Raw genomic sequence first — 16,073 nt, 5'->3', positions numbered from 1 at the left:
TCGGAAATGTTTATTTTCACGAAATCGGGGTCTGAATCGGTAATGTTTATTATGGTTGCGGGATGTTAATTATTGTTAGACAAATTTCCTCTCCAACCAACAAACTGCCTCCACATGTGCCGTCTGCGGAAACATGTCAACAGGCTGGACTTCCTTCGTCTCATATCCACCATCTTCTAGAATTCTAAGATCCCTTGCTAATGTCGATGGATTACAAGAAACATAAACAATCCGCTTTGGCTCGGTTTCAATCATCGCTTGTAAGAATTCTGGTTCACAGCCTTTTCGTGGTGGGTCAACAACAATGACGTCTGGACTCAGTCCTTGTGCTTTCCACCATGGCATTACTTTCTCTGCTTCGCCAACAAAGAATTCTGCATTATCAATGCCATTTAACTTTGCATTCATTTTCGCGTCGCTAATTGCTTCTGGTACTATTTCCACGCCATATACTTTTTTAGCCTTTTGTGCTAAAAATAATGAAATTGTGCCGATGCCGCAATAAGCGTCGACGACAACATCGTTATGATCAATCTTGGCATACTCCAATGCTTTATCATAAAGTACCTTTGTCTGTTCCGGATTTACTTGATAAAACGATTTTGCAGAGATTGCAAATTTAACGTCGCCGATTTTATCGTAAATATATTGTTCGCCCCATAATACTTTGGTCTTATCACCTAAAATAACACTTGTGCGTTTATCATTGACATTTTGCACAATTGATTTTATCTCTGGGAACTTCTCGGTTAACTCTCGAATTAAGACTTCCTTATTCGTTAATTTATCTGTACGTGTTACGAATACGACCATGACCTCATTCGTCGCAAAGCCTTTTCTTACCATGATATGGCGTAATTCCCCACGGTGGCTTTCTTCATTATATGCCCTAATCCCAATTCGATTGGCAATTTCTCTTGCCGCCGGGACAATCACATTAATCGTCTCGTCTTGAATACTACATGTATCCATATTTTCAAGGATGCGATGGCTGCGCTTCTGATAAAAACCAGTAATCAGCTCTCCATTTTTTTCACCAACTGGAATTTGTACTTTATTACGGTAATGTAATGGGCTTTCCATCCCGATGATTGGATGAACCGGTACATGCTCGAGATGGGCAACTTTCTTCATCACATTTTTCACTTGATTTTGTTTCATTTCAAGCTGCAAATGATAGCTCATATGCTGCAGCTGACATCCGCCACAATGAACATGGCAGGTTGGTTCTACACGTTCCGGGCTTCGTTCTTCCAGTTCCAGTAATTTACCAAAACCAAAATTTTTATTTGCTTTTACTACCTTTACTGTTCCAACTTCACCTGGCAGAGCATTCGGTACAAATAAGGGATATCCGTTAATTTTCCCAACGCCATTCCCTTCATGAGTTAAATCCTCAAATGTAAGTGTAATCGTTTCATTCTTTTTCACTGGTATTGCTTGTTTAGCCATTTGTATCTTCCTTTTACGAGCATTATTTGTGACCTTTATCTTACCATATTTCCCGTAAATAAATCATGTTTCGACAGATATTGTCTACATTTTCCGCTATTGTAGTATAATAATAGTGTAGAGGATTTTCCAATTAAAGGAGGAAAATAACATGCAAGCACGCGATATTATGATTACGAATGTCTTTACAGTTAAAGCAACAGACAATCTAAAAGATTTATTGGAGATTATGGTAAAGAACCGAATCGGCGGATTGCCTGTAGTTGACGATCAAGGCAATCTCGTTGGAATGGTCTCTGATGGTGATGTTCTGCGTTTTCTAGCACCTAAACCTTTTCAAATTATCGATCTATATAATGCCATGTATCTCGAGGCTGAAACAATTGAAGATGTGTTGCAGCATAATTTAGATACTCCTGTGAAGAAAATCATGACGAAACATTTTATTTTGAAGGTATCACCTGATGAAGAATTCGAAAAGACGATTCGCTTATTGTCACAGCATCATTATAAGAAGCTCCCTGTCGTCAATGAAGCAGGAAGAGTAATTGGTGTAATCAGTCGAGGTGATTTAATATATAATATATCTCAGAAAATGATTTCACTTTAATTAATTGCGCCTAAAGATAATTATCTTGCCCTCTACCTTTAGCAGAAGAATTCTCTGCTAATGGTTTGTAGAATGTATTAGGGAAGGTCTCTGCTTCTCTTCTATAAAAATATTAAACTAAAATGTCGCCTACAGATTCTTATTAGGGTCATATTTATTACTCCCTGGGAGCAGTTTTATCTCATTCCAAGCGGCAATCGCTTCTTTACGGTTTTTGCCTTTATTTTTGGGGACAGCAAAAAAATCACGAATAAACTGATTGTACTCAAATTGGGGAGCAATTTTCTTCTTGTAAGTAGGATTCTTTTTGCGCTCTTCCTCTTCATACCAAGCATTTACTGCATCTCTATATGTTTTTCCAGCATTATTTTTAAAGTAATCTTGAATATATGTAGAAAAATGAAACCTTGGAATAACCGATTTTAGAAACGCTCGCACCTCCTGACTGCAGCGGTGATTCTCCGTAATAACTGTATCAAGACTTAGTTCTATTTGCTTCTCTGCTTTTCCAGACCTAGCTGCTTTTCTGGAAGGCTTTTTTATCTCTCCTGTAAGAAGGAAGGCTTCAATCCTATCAGCAATCTCTAATTTGGAGCCTGACGCACTAATTCCATTTTCCCTGCAAAATGATTGCAATTCCTCTTTTAGCCAATAAAAGTCCTTAAATTTATCTATACTAATATTTTTGGTTAGATTTGGCCGCATTGTCCCACCCCTTTTGTTAATCATTATTATAGAACAAACGTTTCTAATTATCAAAGTATAGACGATAAAAATAAAACATAGAAAGCAATACTGCTCTCTACGTTTTCATTCAAAAAATTCATCAAGACTGTGGCACAGATACTGATACAGCCTCTGCATCATTAATCGAAAGGGTAGCTTTCCCTTCCCCTATTTTCATCGTACCTGAATGCAGTGAATCATCTTGTTTGGAATTACGGCTTTCCCAATCTTTCCCATTTAATTCATAAACATTATTTGCTTCAATAAGTACATTTGCTTCCTGACCGACGAGCATATTTACATCGGCAACTTGATTGATGATCCACGCTTTCGAGATATTTCTCGGCTTTAGGTTAATAGAATTATAATTGCCAGTTACCTCCAATTGCACATCTGATGGAATTAGAATGGTAGCAGATAAATGTACCGGGTCATTAAACGGCTTCGGAAGACTATAGATTTCTTTAAAATCGATATACAATGTGTCCCCTTGTTCTTTTACAACTAAGTAATCATCCTGTGATTTAATCGTCGCCTCATTATCCAGTATTTGCGTGCGGTAGGAACCGAATATGTCCACATTATCCGGCTGACTATCTTCAAAAGTAACAGCGTGATTCCCCGTATTGACAACAATCCTTGAGATCTCCTCATCAATTGCTGTTGTATATTCAGGGAGATGCATTGTTATTGTTTCGATATTTGCCCAGTTATTCATTTTGTCTAGAATCCCTGTCGTTGTGAGAATCGTCAAGCCAATGCCAACCATTCCAATGATGCCGACAAAGAAAATGCTAATAAAGTCGTATTTCACCTTTGCCTTTTCTTGTTTTGATAAAAAGAGATATAGAAGAATCTCACCTCCTAATATAATTAAGATGATTGGCCACCATGTTAACAGAATTGTGACTGCCTCTATATGAAAGACTTGCGATAAGAGGAGCACGATACCTAACATAAGAAGCGCAATTCCCATAGAAATACTGCCTACACGCCATGTTCTCATTCTTTTCCCTCCCTCTTTCGCTTATTGCCAGCGATAAGTTTAATTCCGCCGCCAATAAGGAGCAGACAAACAACTGTTGTTTGGAAATAACTATAAAACCAATATTGGACATTAAAATTCAGCAACCGTTCAACAACTGGTGTGATTGCTGGAATTACCATATCTGCAAATAAATAATAAAGTCCGAGCAATACTAAGCCGATACCGACCCATTTTTGATGATTTATAAAATATGAAATAACAGGTAAGTCCTCAATCTCTTCTTTTCCATATTTTGAGGCTTTTTGCAGTCCATCAAAGAAGCTATAGAACCAGATTATTGGAATTAAGAATAAGAAAATACTAAGTCTTAATACATCCAGTACGTAAATAGAAAAGAGAAAAGCTGCCATTAATTGAATCCCTCTTCTTTGTAATCCTAGATAAAGATGCCCCGCTCCTGGGAAAATTGATAATAAGATTGCAAGCGTCTTGCTCTTTTTCCCATCATCCTGGCGCATCTCGAATTCTTCCATAATCGAGCGATCAATCAATTCCTCACCAGCCTGTTTCTTCGATAGCTGCTGCATCGCATCAAAGAATCCAAATACCCATATAATCGGCAAAAATGCCAGGAATAAAAGAAACTCTCCTCGGTTAGATAGTGCGGTAACAAAGACAACCATCACTCCTAAACCAATAAATGTAACGAGAAGTGTAAGACCTCGATTCACCAAGCCCAATTGAAAATGGCCAAGCCCAGGGATAAAGGATAATATGATTGTGAAGAATCGTTCGGACTCCGGATTTTGAGTGATTTTTCCTTCTTCTAAACCTCCTTTAGAGTGATAAAGACGTGAGGCTGTAACCGCGGTATCGATAAAATTAATGACATATAATCCAAATGCCAATACAATCAGTAAAAATGGCAATTCAAAATTTCCAATTAGACCTTGAATTGCTAATGCCATAATTGGGAGTCCAAACACCACAAGTGTGTAGAAGATTCCCCGTATTTTCCCTAAATAAAACAATCCCCCACCAGGGAAAAATGCCAGTAAAAATGCAATCATTGGATTTTTATTATTCATTATTGTTCACCCTTCTCTGTTTTCATTTCAAATTTATCGATAATCGAAGCAGATTTATCCAACATGTTTGTAAGAATCGACGTTTCATTTTTATTAGATGCTTCAAAGTCAGTAACTGCAGTCATCAGCTGTGAAAATACCCCCTGCGACATAAGGAAGAGTGTAACTGTTGCTGCAACAACATAATGCACGATTGTTTTCTGAAAAAAGCTCAATTTTGCTGTTTTTACTTTCGTTTCTTGCTTTTGCTCACTGTTTATTTTCTGCATCACTTCATCCGTAAAGGTTGCGTTCGTAGACATCACTGGGATTTTCTGTTCCATTGCTTCGATTGCCTCTAAGTAGAGTGACATACATGCATCACAAACATAGAGGTGATTCTCATAGTGCTCACGAGTACCCTCATCTAATGTATCTTCTGTATAGGAAAGCCACTCTTTATATTGAATGTGATTCATGAGAAATCATTCTCCTTCCAATGCTTTTTCATCCACTTTCTTGCACGAAATAATTTGGTTTCAATCGTTTTAACTTGAACCTGTTGTTCCTCCGCTAATTGCTGGTACGATTTTTCCATTATGTAAAATCCGATAATGACTTCACGATACGATTCAGGAAGCTCTTTTATCCGGCTTCTTATATATTGTCTCCTCTCTTTAGCAATTACCAGTTGCTCAGTACTTTCTATTCGCGAAGCTTCCTGCTCAGTAGTTTCAATATCGCTTAGACTTTCTTCACGTCTTCTTTTTTGTTTGCGCATTATATCAATCGCGTGATTCACGGCTATTCTGGTTATCCATGTTTTAAAACCTTTATTCTCATATTTATGGAGCGAAGTGTAGATCTTCAGAAACACTTCTTGTGCCGCATCCTCTGCATCCTTTTGATTGCGCAGAACTGGATAAACACTTTTGAAGATATGTGTCCGATACTTTTCAACAAGCAGCCGGAAAGCATGTTCATTACCATTCTTCGCTTTTTCAATTAATGTTTCATCCACACTTCACCCCCCCTTCGGCAACTCTATTATAATAGACGAAACAAAGTTTATGGTCCCCTACACATAAAATAAATATTTTTTCGTTTTGTTTAGAAAAACTTAGGTTTAACCAAGCATTTAGGTGACAAACCTTTGTTGTACTTATTCGTTAAGAAAGTATTTTACACTTTCTTACCTACCAAAAATCCTTTGATTGTTTTTGAACGTTTTTAATGGTAAAATACTGATTTGGAGGTTTTCTATGTTAACAGAAGAACGATATGCTTTCATATTAAATCAATTAAAACACAATGGCATCGTAAAAACTCAGGAATTAATGACGGCGCTTGAATGCTCAGAATCTACAATTCGCCGGGACCTTGATCAGCTTGAGAAGGATGGGGAGCTAAGACGTGTTCACGGTGGAGCAAAACGAATTTACCGATTAGATGATGAGCTATCCAATAACGAAAAATCATCCAAAAACATTCAAGAAAAGAAAGTTATTGCGAAATTTGCCGCCTCACTTATTGAGAAGAATGATATCATTTTCATCGATGCTGGGACATCCACACTAGCAATGATTGATTATATCGAATATGGGGATATTACAGTTGTGACGAATGGTATTTTACATGCTTCTATACTTACTGATAATAATATCACCACCTACCTTATTGGCGGGAAAATCAAACCCTCAACAAAAGCAATTATTGGCCCAACCAGCTTAGATGAATTAAGGAATTATCGCTTTAGTAAAGCTTTTTTAGGCATTAATGGGATTGACCGTGAGTTTGGCTGTACAACGCCAGATCCTGAGGAAGCAGCATTAAAAAGCTTAGCAATAAAACAATCATCCATTACATATATGTTGGCGGACCAGAGCAAATGGAATAAAGTAAATTTCGCGAATGTATGTGACTTGGAGGAAGTTACAATCATTACGGATGAAGTAAAGGGAAACAATGATTCCTTTAAACAAAAAACAGAAATTATGGAGGCAAAGAAATGATCTATACAGTGACACTCAATCCATCGATTGACTATGTCGTTCATGCAGATAATGTAAAGCTTGGTGAATTAAACTATATGCTAAGCGATCTCAAACTTCCAGGAGGAAAAGGGATTAATGTCTCCCGTATCCTGCATGAACTAAACACGGATACAACAGCACTTGGATTTATCGGTGGATTTACAGGAGAATTTATTACAACATGGTTATCGCGCGACGGGGTAAACACCGACTTTGTTAACGTAAAAGAGGATACAAGAATTAATATTAAGCTGAAAGCCGATGCTGAAACTGAAATCAATGGAAAAGGACCGGCAATTTCTGAAGCAGAAGCAAATCAGCTTTTAGATAATGTGGAAAAAATATCAAGTGAAGATATGATTGTTCTTTCTGGCAGCATGCCCCCAACTCTACCAAAGGATTATTATGAGCAGCTGGTAAAACGAATTATTGAAACTGGTGCTTCATTTGTTATAGACACGACCGGCGATGCATTGAAATCCGTATTACCCTATGGCCCATTACTCGTAAAGCCTAATTTAGAAGAGCTGCAGCAATTATTTAATGTAACCTTTAGCACAAAAGAAGATATTTTACATTATGGAAAGCAGTTACTTGAATTAGGGGCGAAAAATGTGATCGTTTCAATGGCTGGCGAAGGTGCACTCCTATTTACAGAGGATGCAATTTATCAAGGAATCAGTCCTAAGGGAGAAGTGAAAAATTCTGTAGGTGCAGGTGACTCCATGATTGCTGGGTTTATTGGCGAATTCCGTAAAACAGGCGATGTAGAAACTGCCTTTAAAATGGGACTTGCTTCCGGTAGTGCTACAGCATTTTCAGATGACCTCGCAAAGAAAGAGGATATTCTGTCTTTACTTGATAAAGTGAAAGTAACACGTATCTAGATCCGCCTAGTAAAAATATTCTATTAAAGAAGGATGGTAACCTTGAAAATAACAGATGTTTTAAGAAAAGATATTATGATTATGGATCTTGAAGCAACAACAAAAGAGCCTGTCATAGATGAGATGATAAACAGTCTCGCGAATAATGGCGTGATCAATGATCGCGAAACATTTAAAGAAGGTATCATGAAGCGTGAAGCACAGACAACAACAGGTCTTGGCGATGGGATTGCGATGCCACATGCGAAGAATAAAGCAGTAAATAAACCTACCGTGCTTTTCGCAAAAAGCAATAAAGGGGTGGAGTATGAAGCCCTTGATGGTCAGCCATCATACTTGTTCTTCATGATTGCAGTTCCCGATGGTGCGAATGATACCCATTTACAAACATTAGCAGCACTTTCTAGATTGCTAATCGAAAAAGAATTCGTAGATAAATTAAAACAAGCAAGCACTCCTGATGAGGTACATGAGATTTTCAATGAAGCACAAGAGGAAAAAGATGAACATGAAAAAGAGCAAGAACAAGCAGCGAAGCGAGAAGCAGACGGCTCTCAGCAAAAGCCTTTCATCGTTGCCGTAACAGCTTGTCCAACTGGGATTGCTCACACATATATGGCAGAGGATGCGTTAAAGAAAAAGGCTGCAGAGATGGATGTCGATATTCGTGTCGAAACTCAAGGATCTGAAGGTGCAAAGAATGCTTTAACAGCTGTAGAAATTGAAAAAGCAGAAGCTGTTATTATCGCTGCTAGTAAAAAAGTAGAATTGAATCGTTTTGCTGGTAAGCATGTTTTAGAGCGACCTGTAACTGATGGAATCAATAAAACAGAAGAACTAATCACGAAAGCAATCAATCAAGATGCTCCAATTCATCATGCAGAAAGCAATGCCAAATCATCAGACAAAGAAGAAAAGTCAACTTCTGTCTGGGGTACAATCTATAAAGATCTAATGAATGGTATTTCCAATATGCTGCCTTTCGTAGTTGGCGGTGGTATTTTACTTGCAATTTCATTCTTATTTGAAAGTATTTTAGGAAAAGAAAGTGAAGTCTTTACCTTCTTAAATTCAATTGGCAGTAACGCATTTACATTCCTAATTCCTATTTTCGCTGGATTTATTGCAATGAGTATTGCGGATCGTCCTGGTTTAATGCCTGGTATGGTTGGTGGACTTATTGCTGTTAATAGTAATGCCGGTTTCCTTGGTGGGTTAGTTGCTGGTTTCTTAGCTGGTTATCTCGTTGTTTTACTTAAGCGACTTTTCCGTAATTTACCAAGATCACTTGAAGGTCTGAAGCCAATCTTAATCTATCCAGTACTTGGTCTTTTCTTAACTGGTTTACTCATGTATTTCGTCTTTGGTCCAATTTTTGCAGGTATCAATACTGCAATGATCGATTTCTTACAAAATCTAGGAACAGGAAATGCTGTAATCATAGGTGCTATTCTTGGCGGGATGATGGCAATCGATATGGGCGGTCCATTCAATAAAGCGGCATATGCTTTCTCAATTGGTATCTTCACAGACACAGGGGACGGCAGTCTAATGGCAGCTGTTATGGCAGGTGGAATGGTTCCACCACTAGCAATCGCGCTAGCTTCTACGCTATTCAAAAATAAATTTACAGAAGCAGAACATAAATCTGGATTAACAAACTATGTTATGGGTCTTTCCTTCATCACAGAAGGAGCAATCCCATTCGCAGCTGCTGATCCATTACGCATAATTACTTCTTCTGTAATCGGTGCTGCTATTGCAGGTGGTTTAACACAGTTCTGGAATACAGCAATTCCAGCTCCACACGGTGGTATTTTCGTAGTTGCATTAGCAGAACATGCATTATTGTTCTTGTTAGCACTTGCAATTGGTACGTTTGTTGCAGCAATTATTCTTGGGCTTTGGAAGAAGCCAGTAAGATAATATATAGTTTATTAATTAGAGATAAATCCTAATCGGGTTTATCTCTTTTTTTTGTAAAAAAACTCATTTCTTATTGTATATTGCTATCTATTTAAACTACGAACTACTCTAGGGTTTAGGTGCTCACGGGCTATCAATCTGGAAATACAATTTGGCCCCTTAAGAATTGAGCTGAAACGTTGCCCTAAGGCGAGGTACTGTAAACAAGAATAAATTAACTGTAAATCGATTGCTGCTTGCTCTAGGGGTAAATCATTTCCGCGGTTTGTAGTCTGTATTAAAAATTTTATATTTTCCATTTACATCTGGATTAGTCACTTCGCGGTGCAAGTAATTTTAATAGACACATGGACTAGTTAAATAACGGTCAATTGCTGAACCTTGTACTCAAGAATTAAGTAAAATAAGAGGTGAATCTAATATAGACCCCTGACATAATGGATAAGTAGTCCAGCATAGTATGAATAGACAAATATTTATACTAGAGGTGGGCTTCTATGGTTATAAGATACAAGAATAATTGGATTAATACGAAACCAATTTCTGATATGGTAAACACAGAATACGATGTGGTCATTGTTGGAAGTGGTCCCGGTGGTGGTGCCGTTTTACAAAGACTTTGTCAGTTGTGGAAAGATCAAGGGGCAAAGAAGATTGCTATACTTGAGAAGGGAGATAAATTATTTCATTCCCATGCACAAAATATACCTACACAAAATGTAAATACATCACGTGATGACCTTGTTCCTAATAATTCCACTCCTATTGGTCAGCGCCTACCTCAATTTCCAGGGGCCACGATGGTTTATGCTCTTGGAGGAAGGTCGTTGTTCTGGAATGCGGCAACACCGAGACCGATTGAAGAAGAACTGCGAAAATGGCCGATTAATCGCAGAGAACTAGATGTTTACTATCGAATGGCTGAGAACTTATTATATGTCACAACAGATTGGGCAAAAGGTTCATCATTGCAGGATCAAATGTTAATGAGGCTTCATGCTGCGGGTATTTTGGAAGCTCAAGACATGCCACTGGCCATTGATTTGTCTCCTTCGAGACAGGGAGAAGTCCATTCAAATGCGTGGTATAGTTCGATTAATTCATTGGCAAGGGGCCAGTTAGACCGTCCATATGATCTTGCTGTAGATGCTTTTGTTCATAAGATAAATACTGCTCAGAATGGAAAAAGAGCAGCAGGTGTCGAGGTAATCGATACAAAGACGAAATCAAATTATACGATCCGGGCAAAAAATGTTGTCGTATCAGCGAGTACTTTAGAAACTCCACGTATCTTATTGAATTCTGGTATTCAGGAACCAGCGATTGGACGTTATTTAACTGGACACGTATCAATGATTGCAGTTGGAACAGTCAGTCGAGATCAGTTTTCTGATCGGCTTGGAAATTTATCGGTGTTAAAATTTGAAACAGAAGATGATCCTTATCACATTCAGATTCTTGGTCCAGACCAATATTGGTCTTACCAGCAATTTGAAGATAAAGTGTTGGGAGACAAGTTGATGATTGCTTTCGCAGCCTTTGGGAGAGTGGAATCCAGACCAGAAAATCGTGTATACCTCGATTCTAAGCTGGATGAGTACGGTGTACCATTACAACAAGTTCAGTACTCTTTAAGTGATAGAGACCGTCAAACAGCCCAACAGGTAGAACAAGGGATAAGAGATTCTGCGAGAGCGATGGGAGTCACTTTAGATGAGTCTACCTTAGTACTAAGACCACCAGGGGCAGATATGCATGAGTCGTGCACATGTAGGATGGGTAATAATCCAAATACTTCAGCGACAAATCGTAATGGTCAAATACACGGCGTTCAAGGTCTTTATGTCGCAGATAATAGCGCACTTCCAAGTTTAACCGCAGCAGGGCCAGTACTGTCTAACACTGCTTTAGCAATTCGAGTAGCGGATCATATAATTCGTCAGTCAAGATAGTAACTAGTAAGGTAAATGTTTATTGAATGATAAAGGCAAAGCCAACTATTTAGAGCAAAAGCTGATTTAACATAAAAAACGAAGACTAAAGCATCTGTTTAGTCTTCGTTCTCCAAATATTCCTCTGGCACGATAAATTCAATATGCTGCTGCAGGTTGATAAATTCTCCTGGCAACAATCCACCGTATTCACCATCAATATTTAATTGCATTTTTTCTTCTGGTATTACTTTAATATGCTTTGCTTTTGCATAGATGACATTTTTATCTTCTAAATGCGCACCGCGTAGTGCTAGGGTAGCAATGCGGATAAACTCCGCAAGATTTATTTCCCGAAGGATAAGTAAATCAAAGTAGCCATCATTTAGCTTTGCACCTGGTGCAAGCTTCTCGAAACCACCAACAGAGTTTGAATTTGATACTAAAAATAGCATAATATCTTCATCAATCACATTTCCATCATACTCGATTCTAGCACGGGCTGGCTTTAAGGAAGGGAGCATTTCTATGCCCTTCACATAATACGCCAATTGGCCAATCATCGTCTTCAATTTAATTGGGACATCATACGTTAATTCCGTAAGTCTTCCCCCACCGGCAATATTGATAAAATGCTGATCATTTACTTTACCAACATCCAACAACATAGAATTTCCTGCTAAAATAATATCGACAGCTTTCATGATATCACGCGGAATATGCAGTGCCCTAGCAAAGTCATTCGTCGTACCTACCGGAATTACTCCAAGTTTGGGACGATATTCCTGCTCCGCAATACCGTGGATTACCTCATTAATCGTTCCATCTCCACCTGCAGCAACCACAAGGTCATATTCTCTTTCGACTGCAAGCTTAGCAGCGCTTGCAGCATCGCCCTCTCCAACTGTAGCGTGAGCTGATGCTTCATATCCAGCAATCTCAAGCTTCTCTAGAATCGCAGGCAACTCTTTTTTTATTGCTTCACGTCCAGATGTTGGATTGTAAATGATTCGAGCCCTTTTCATTACCATTTCCTCCCATAATCATTCCAAACAAACGGTATATTGTATGTTATTCATTACTTATCATCATAATGTTTATGATTGCGTTTGAAAAGCCTAGACTACAATTACTGATGTAATTGTAGTCTAGTTAATCTTTTCTATCGTTTTTTAATCTCTTCACCTAATATTTTATTAACCATTGGTGGATTTGCTTGTCCTTTGGTTGCTTTCATGATCTGACCGACTAGGAAACCAAGAGCTTTCCCTTTACCAGCCTTGAAATCAATGATTGATTGTTCATTTTCATCCAAGATTTTATTCACAATTTCTTGTAATTGTGCAGGATCAGAAATCTGAACAAGACCTTTTTCTTTCACAACTAGCTCAGGATCCCCACCATTTTCAACAAGCTCTGCAAAAACCTTCTTAGCAATTTTCGATGAAATCGTACCATCTTCAATTAGTTTAATCATTTTGGCTAAAGCTTCTGGCGTTATCGCTAACTCGTTTAATTCCTTCAAATGCTTGTTCATATATGCAGAAACTTCACCCATTAACCAATTCGATGCTTGCTTAATGTCTGCACCATGGTCAACTGCTTCTTCAAAGAAGTCTGACATCTGTTTCGTGCTTGTTAAAACTGCTGCATCATATTCAGATAATCCAAGCTCCGCAATATAACGTTGTTTTCGTGCATCTGGAAGCTCTGGTATCTCACTGCGAACGCGCTCTTTCCATGCGTCATCGATATAAAGAGGCACTAAATCTGGTTCAGGGAAGTAACGATAATCATCGGATCCTTCCTTGACGCGCATAAGAATCGTTTCTTTTGTCTTTTCATCATAACGGCGTGTTTCCTGTAAGATTTCGCCACCTGATAAAAGAACCTTTTCTTGGCGTTTCTCTTCAAACTCAAGCCCTTTTTGTACGTATGAGAAGGAGTTCAAGTTTTTCAATTCTGCTTTCGTACCAAATTTCTCTTGGCCAATTGGGCGAAGCGAAATATTAGCATCACATCTTAATGAACCTTCCTGCATTTTCACATCAGAAACACCTGTATATTGAATAATGTTTTTCAGCTTTTCTAAATATGCATATGCTTCTTCTGGTGAACGCATATCTGGTTCAGAAACAATCTCAATAAGTGGTGTACCTTGACGATTAAAGTCAACATAAGAATACCCATCATCACCATGTGTTAATTTACCAGCATCTTCTTCTAAATGAAGACGTGTAATCCCTATTCTCTTCTTCTTGCCATTTACTTCGATTTCAATCCAACCATTTTCACCAATTGGCTGATCAAATTGCGAGATTTGATATGCTTTTGGATTATCTGGATAGAAATAGTTTTTACGGTCAAATTTTGTGTTGGTTGCAATCTCACAGTTTAGTGCCATTGCCGCCTTCATCGCAAAGTTTACCGCTTCTTCATTTAGTACCGGAAGTGTTCCTGGATAACCAAGATCAATCGGGTTTACATTCGTATTTGGATCAGATCCGAATTCATTCACACTCGGGCTGAAAATCTTAGATTTTGTTTTTAATTCTACGTGTACCTCTAGTCCAATAATTGTTTCGAAATTCATTAGTTGGCACCTCCTAGTTGAGGTCGTTTTGTATGATAATCTGTTGCTTGTTCAAATGCATGTGCTGTACGGTATACCGTGCTTTCATCAAAGTGCTTGCCAATAATTTGAAGCCCGATTGGTAAACCTTCTGGAGAGAATCCACACGGAATTGAAATACCTGGTACACCTGCAAGGTTAACTGGAACCGTTAAAATATCGTCAGCATACATTGTCAACGGATCATCAATCTTTTCGCCTAGCTTAAATGCAGTTGTTGGCGAAGTTGGTCCAATAATTACATCATATTCTTCAAAGATTTTATCAAAATCATTTTTTATTAATGTCCGTACTTGCTGTGCTTTTTTATAGTAAGCATCATAGTATCCAGAGCTTAGGGCAAATGTTCCAAGCATAATACGGCGTTTTACTTCTGGTCCAAAGCCTTCGCTGCGAGATTTCTTGAACATATCAATCATATTGTCGGCATTTTCCGAGCGAACACCATAACGTACACCATCAAATCTTGCTAGATTCGCAGATGCTTCTGAAGATGAAATCAAATAATATGCTGCAACCGCATATTTCGAATGTGGAATAGAAACCTCTTCCCATGTTGCACCTAATGATTCATATACTTTTAATGCTTCTAAAACGGATTCTCTAACTTCTGGTGCGATACCTTCCGCTAGATACTCTTTTGGCACCGCGATTTTAAGTCCTTTTACATCACCAGTCAATGCTTCGGTATATGCAGGCACTTCAAGGTTCGCACTTGTTGTATCCATCTTGTCATGACCAGCAATTACTTCTAATACACGTGCATTATCCTCAACAGTGCGTGTAATCGGTCCAACTTGGTCAAGTGATGATGCAAACGCAACTAAGCCAAAACGTGATACACGGCCATAAGTCGGCTTCATCCCAACAACTCCACAAAATGCTGCCGGCTGACGAATGGAACCACCTGTATCAGATCCTAAAGAATAAAGTACTTCTCCCGCAGCAACTGCCGCTGCAGAACCACCACTTGAACCTCCTGGAACATAATCGGTATTCCATGGGTTTTTTGCAGCAGCATAGCTTGAATTCTCATTAGAAGAACCCATCGCGAATTCATCCATGTTTAATTTCCCAACAGCAATCGTTTGTTCATTATTTAATTTCTCCACAACAGTTGCATCATAAAGTGGATCATTGAAATTATCAAGAAACTGACTTGCACACGTTGTACGAAGTCCCTTTGTCATGATATTATCCTTTATTCCACCTGGAATCCCAAATAATTTAGCCGTAGCGTCAGGATGTTCATCAAGTACCTTCGCTTTTGCTAATGCATTTTCCTTGTCCAATGTTAAAAATGCATTAACCTGTCCGTCTACTTCCTCAATCCTTTTATAGGATTCTTCTACAAGATCCTGCACCGTAATTTCTTTATTATGTAGCATTGTCTCTAATTCTTTAATCGTATGGTCAAATAGTGACATCTAGTGTTACCTCCTTATTCTTTGAAAACTTGCTATATCATAGACCACTATGACAAATAACCTCGCTGCGTACCTTTACAGGCAGAATTTGATTCTTAATTATCTGCCATGATAGATGGTACGCGGAATTGACCATCCTTATGATCAGGAGCATTTCTTAGTGCATCTCCTTGTGTAATCCACTCTTTTGATTCATCTTTACGCATAATATTTTTCAAGTCAAGAACATGCGTTGTAGGTTCAATACCTTCCGTGTCCAGTTCATTCAACTGTTCTGCATAATCAATAATTGCTCGTAAGTCTTTTGCTAAATGCTCAACCTCTTCATCTGTAACGGCAAGTCTTGCCAAATGTGCAACATGCTCTACTTGTGCTTTCGTAATTTCTGCCACGC

Annotated in this window: 15 protein-coding genes; 5 read left to right on the top strand and 10 right to left on the bottom strand. The window is 38.4% G+C overall.

Features of this window, described 5'->3' with window-relative positions; translation table 11 throughout:
- Window positions 1-75 precede the first annotated feature (75 nt).
- Window positions 76-1,452: a 23S rRNA (uracil(1939)-C(5))-methyltransferase RlmD gene (gene rlmD / locus CWR45_RS09270; protein WP_115749585.1), complete on the bottom strand. Its 1,377-nt coding sequence runs from the start codon at window positions 1,450-1,452 to the stop codon at window positions 76-78.
- Between the two features lie 151 nt (window positions 1,453-1,603).
- Between rlmD and CWR45_RS09265 the strand changes: the two genes are divergently transcribed.
- On the top strand, window positions 1,604-2,062 hold the full coding sequence (locus CWR45_RS09265; protein ID WP_115749584.1) for a CBS domain-containing protein: 459 nt from the start codon (window positions 1,604-1,606) through the stop codon (window positions 2,060-2,062).
- A 129-nt stretch (window positions 2,063-2,191) separates the two neighbouring features.
- Here the strand turns inward: CWR45_RS09265 and CWR45_RS09260 are convergent, their stop codons facing one another.
- The 5 genes from CWR45_RS09260 to CWR45_RS09240 all read right to left on the bottom strand — a co-directional run bounded on the left by CWR45_RS09260 (window position 2,192) and on the right by CWR45_RS09240 (window position 5,864).
- Window positions 2,192-2,767: a DUF6434 domain-containing protein gene (locus tag CWR45_RS09260; protein WP_115749583.1), complete on the bottom strand. Its 576-nt coding sequence runs from the start codon at window positions 2,765-2,767 to the stop codon at window positions 2,192-2,194.
- Between the two features lie 121 nt (window positions 2,768-2,888).
- Window positions 2,889-3,794 (bottom strand): hypothetical protein, encoded by a 906-nt coding sequence (locus CWR45_RS09255; RefSeq protein ID WP_115749582.1) that lies wholly within the window; start codon window positions 3,792-3,794, stop codon window positions 2,889-2,891.
- Complete coding sequence (locus CWR45_RS09250) at window positions 3,791-4,864, bottom strand: hypothetical protein (protein ID WP_115749581.1); 1,074 nt, start codon at window positions 4,862-4,864, stop codon at window positions 3,791-3,793. The genes CWR45_RS09255 and CWR45_RS09250 overlap by 4 nt, the downstream gene beginning before the upstream one ends.
- Window positions 4,864-5,322 carry an anti-sigma factor gene (locus CWR45_RS09245; protein WP_115749580.1) on the bottom strand — a complete coding sequence of 153 codons (459 nt, stop codon included), beginning with the start codon at window positions 5,320-5,322 and terminating at the stop codon, window positions 4,864-4,866. The genes CWR45_RS09250 and CWR45_RS09245 overlap by 1 nt, the downstream gene beginning before the upstream one ends.
- Window positions 5,319-5,864: an RNA polymerase sigma factor gene (locus CWR45_RS09240; protein ID WP_115749579.1), complete on the bottom strand. Its 546-nt coding sequence runs from the start codon at window positions 5,862-5,864 to the stop codon at window positions 5,319-5,321. Before CWR45_RS09240 ends, CWR45_RS09245 begins: the two co-directional genes overlap by 4 nt.
- A gap of 241 nt (window positions 5,865-6,105) precedes the next feature.
- Here CWR45_RS09240 and CWR45_RS09235 point away from each other — a divergent pair, with 241 nt between their 5' ends.
- The 4 genes from CWR45_RS09235 to CWR45_RS09220 all read left to right on the top strand — a co-directional run bounded on the left by CWR45_RS09235 (window position 6,106) and on the right by CWR45_RS09220 (window position 11,641).
- Entirely contained in the window at window positions 6,106-6,855 is a 750-nt protein-coding gene (locus CWR45_RS09235) for a DeoR/GlpR family DNA-binding transcription regulator (protein WP_115749578.1), read from the top strand.
- Window positions 6,852-7,763: a 1-phosphofructokinase gene (gene pfkB / locus CWR45_RS09230; RefSeq protein WP_115749577.1), complete on the top strand. Its 912-nt coding sequence runs from the start codon at window positions 6,852-6,854 to the stop codon at window positions 7,761-7,763. The genes CWR45_RS09235 and pfkB overlap by 4 nt, the downstream gene beginning before the upstream one ends.
- 42 nt (window positions 7,764-7,805) lie before the next feature.
- A complete protein-coding gene (locus CWR45_RS09225) occupies window positions 7,806-9,689 on the top strand; it encodes a PTS fructose transporter subunit IIABC (RefSeq protein ID WP_115749576.1) in 1,884 nt (627 codons plus the stop codon).
- 497 nt (window positions 9,690-10,186) lie between these two features.
- Entirely contained in the window at window positions 10,187-11,641 is a 1,455-nt protein-coding gene (locus tag CWR45_RS09220) for a GMC oxidoreductase (protein ID WP_115749575.1), read from the top strand.
- 98 nt (window positions 11,642-11,739) lie between these two features.
- Here the strand turns inward: CWR45_RS09220 and CWR45_RS09215 are convergent, their stop codons facing one another.
- The 4 genes from CWR45_RS09215 to gatC form a co-directional block, all read right to left on the bottom strand.
- A complete protein-coding gene (locus tag CWR45_RS09215; RefSeq protein WP_115749574.1) occupies window positions 11,740-12,645 on the bottom strand; it encodes a diacylglycerol kinase in 906 nt (301 codons plus the stop codon).
- Window positions 12,646-12,782: 137 nt separating this feature from the next.
- Window positions 12,783-14,213, bottom strand: coding sequence for an Asp-tRNA(Asn)/Glu-tRNA(Gln) amidotransferase subunit GatB (gene gatB / locus CWR45_RS09210; protein ID WP_115749573.1), 1,431 nt, complete (start codon window positions 14,211-14,213; stop codon window positions 12,783-12,785).
- Window positions 14,213-15,679 carry an Asp-tRNA(Asn)/Glu-tRNA(Gln) amidotransferase subunit GatA gene (gene gatA, locus CWR45_RS09205; protein WP_115749572.1) on the bottom strand — a complete coding sequence of 489 codons (1,467 nt, stop codon included), beginning with the start codon at window positions 15,677-15,679 and terminating at the stop codon, window positions 14,213-14,215. Before gatA ends, gatB begins: the two co-directional genes overlap by 1 nt.
- A 95-nt stretch (window positions 15,680-15,774) precedes the next feature.
- On the bottom strand, window positions 15,775-16,071 hold the full coding sequence (gene gatC, locus CWR45_RS09200) for an Asp-tRNA(Asn)/Glu-tRNA(Gln) amidotransferase subunit GatC (RefSeq protein ID WP_115749571.1): 297 nt from the start codon (window positions 16,069-16,071) through the stop codon (window positions 15,775-15,777).
- Between the last annotated feature and the right edge of the window lie 2 nt (window positions 16,072-16,073).

This window comes from Oceanobacillus chungangensis, assembly GCF_003369565.1.
GTDB classification, from domain to species: Bacteria; Bacillota; Bacilli; order Bacillales; family Amphibacillaceae; genus Oceanobacillus; species Oceanobacillus chungangensis.
The sequence above is the reverse complement of the archived record's forward strand: the minus strand, read 5'-3'. Positions and strand labels throughout refer to the sequence as shown.

What these genes read in the sequence shown, in the direction of transcription:
- CWR45_RS09215 (WP_115749574.1), bottom strand. Translation starts at nt 12,645, where the DNA reads ATGAAAAGGGCTCGAATCATTTACAATCCAACATCTGGACGTGAAGCA.
- gatA (WP_115749572.1), bottom strand. Translation starts at nt 15,679, where the DNA reads ATGTCACTATTTGACCATACGATTAAAGAATTAGAGACAATGCTACAT.
- CWR45_RS09220 (WP_115749575.1), top strand. Translation starts at nt 10,187, where the DNA reads ATGGTTATAAGATACAAGAATAATTGGATTAATACGAAACCAATTTCT.
- CWR45_RS09235 (WP_115749578.1), top strand. Translation starts at nt 6,106, where the DNA reads ATGTTAACAGAAGAACGATATGCTTTCATATTAAATCAATTAAAACAC.
- CWR45_RS09260 (WP_115749583.1), bottom strand. Translation starts at nt 2,767, where the DNA reads ATGCGGCCAAATCTAACCAAAAATATTAGTATAGATAAATTTAAGGAC.
- CWR45_RS09245 (WP_115749580.1), bottom strand. Translation starts at nt 5,322, where the DNA reads ATGAATCACATTCAATATAAAGAGTGGCTTTCCTATACAGAAGATACA.
- gatB (WP_115749573.1), bottom strand. Translation starts at nt 14,213, where the DNA reads ATGAATTTCGAAACAATTATTGGACTAGAGGTACACGTAGAATTAAAA.
- CWR45_RS09250 (WP_115749581.1), bottom strand. Translation starts at nt 4,864, where the DNA reads ATGAATAATAAAAATCCAATGATTGCATTTTTACTGGCATTTTTCCCT.
- CWR45_RS09255 (WP_115749582.1), bottom strand. Translation starts at nt 3,794, where the DNA reads ATGAGAACATGGCGTGTAGGCAGTATTTCTATGGGAATTGCGCTTCTT.
- pfkB (WP_115749577.1), top strand. Translation starts at nt 6,852, where the DNA reads ATGATCTATACAGTGACACTCAATCCATCGATTGACTATGTCGTTCAT.
- CWR45_RS09265 (WP_115749584.1), top strand. Translation starts at nt 1,604, where the DNA reads ATGCAAGCACGCGATATTATGATTACGAATGTCTTTACAGTTAAAGCA.
- rlmD (WP_115749585.1), bottom strand. Translation starts at nt 1,452, where the DNA reads ATGGCTAAACAAGCAATACCAGTGAAAAAGAATGAAACGATTACACTT.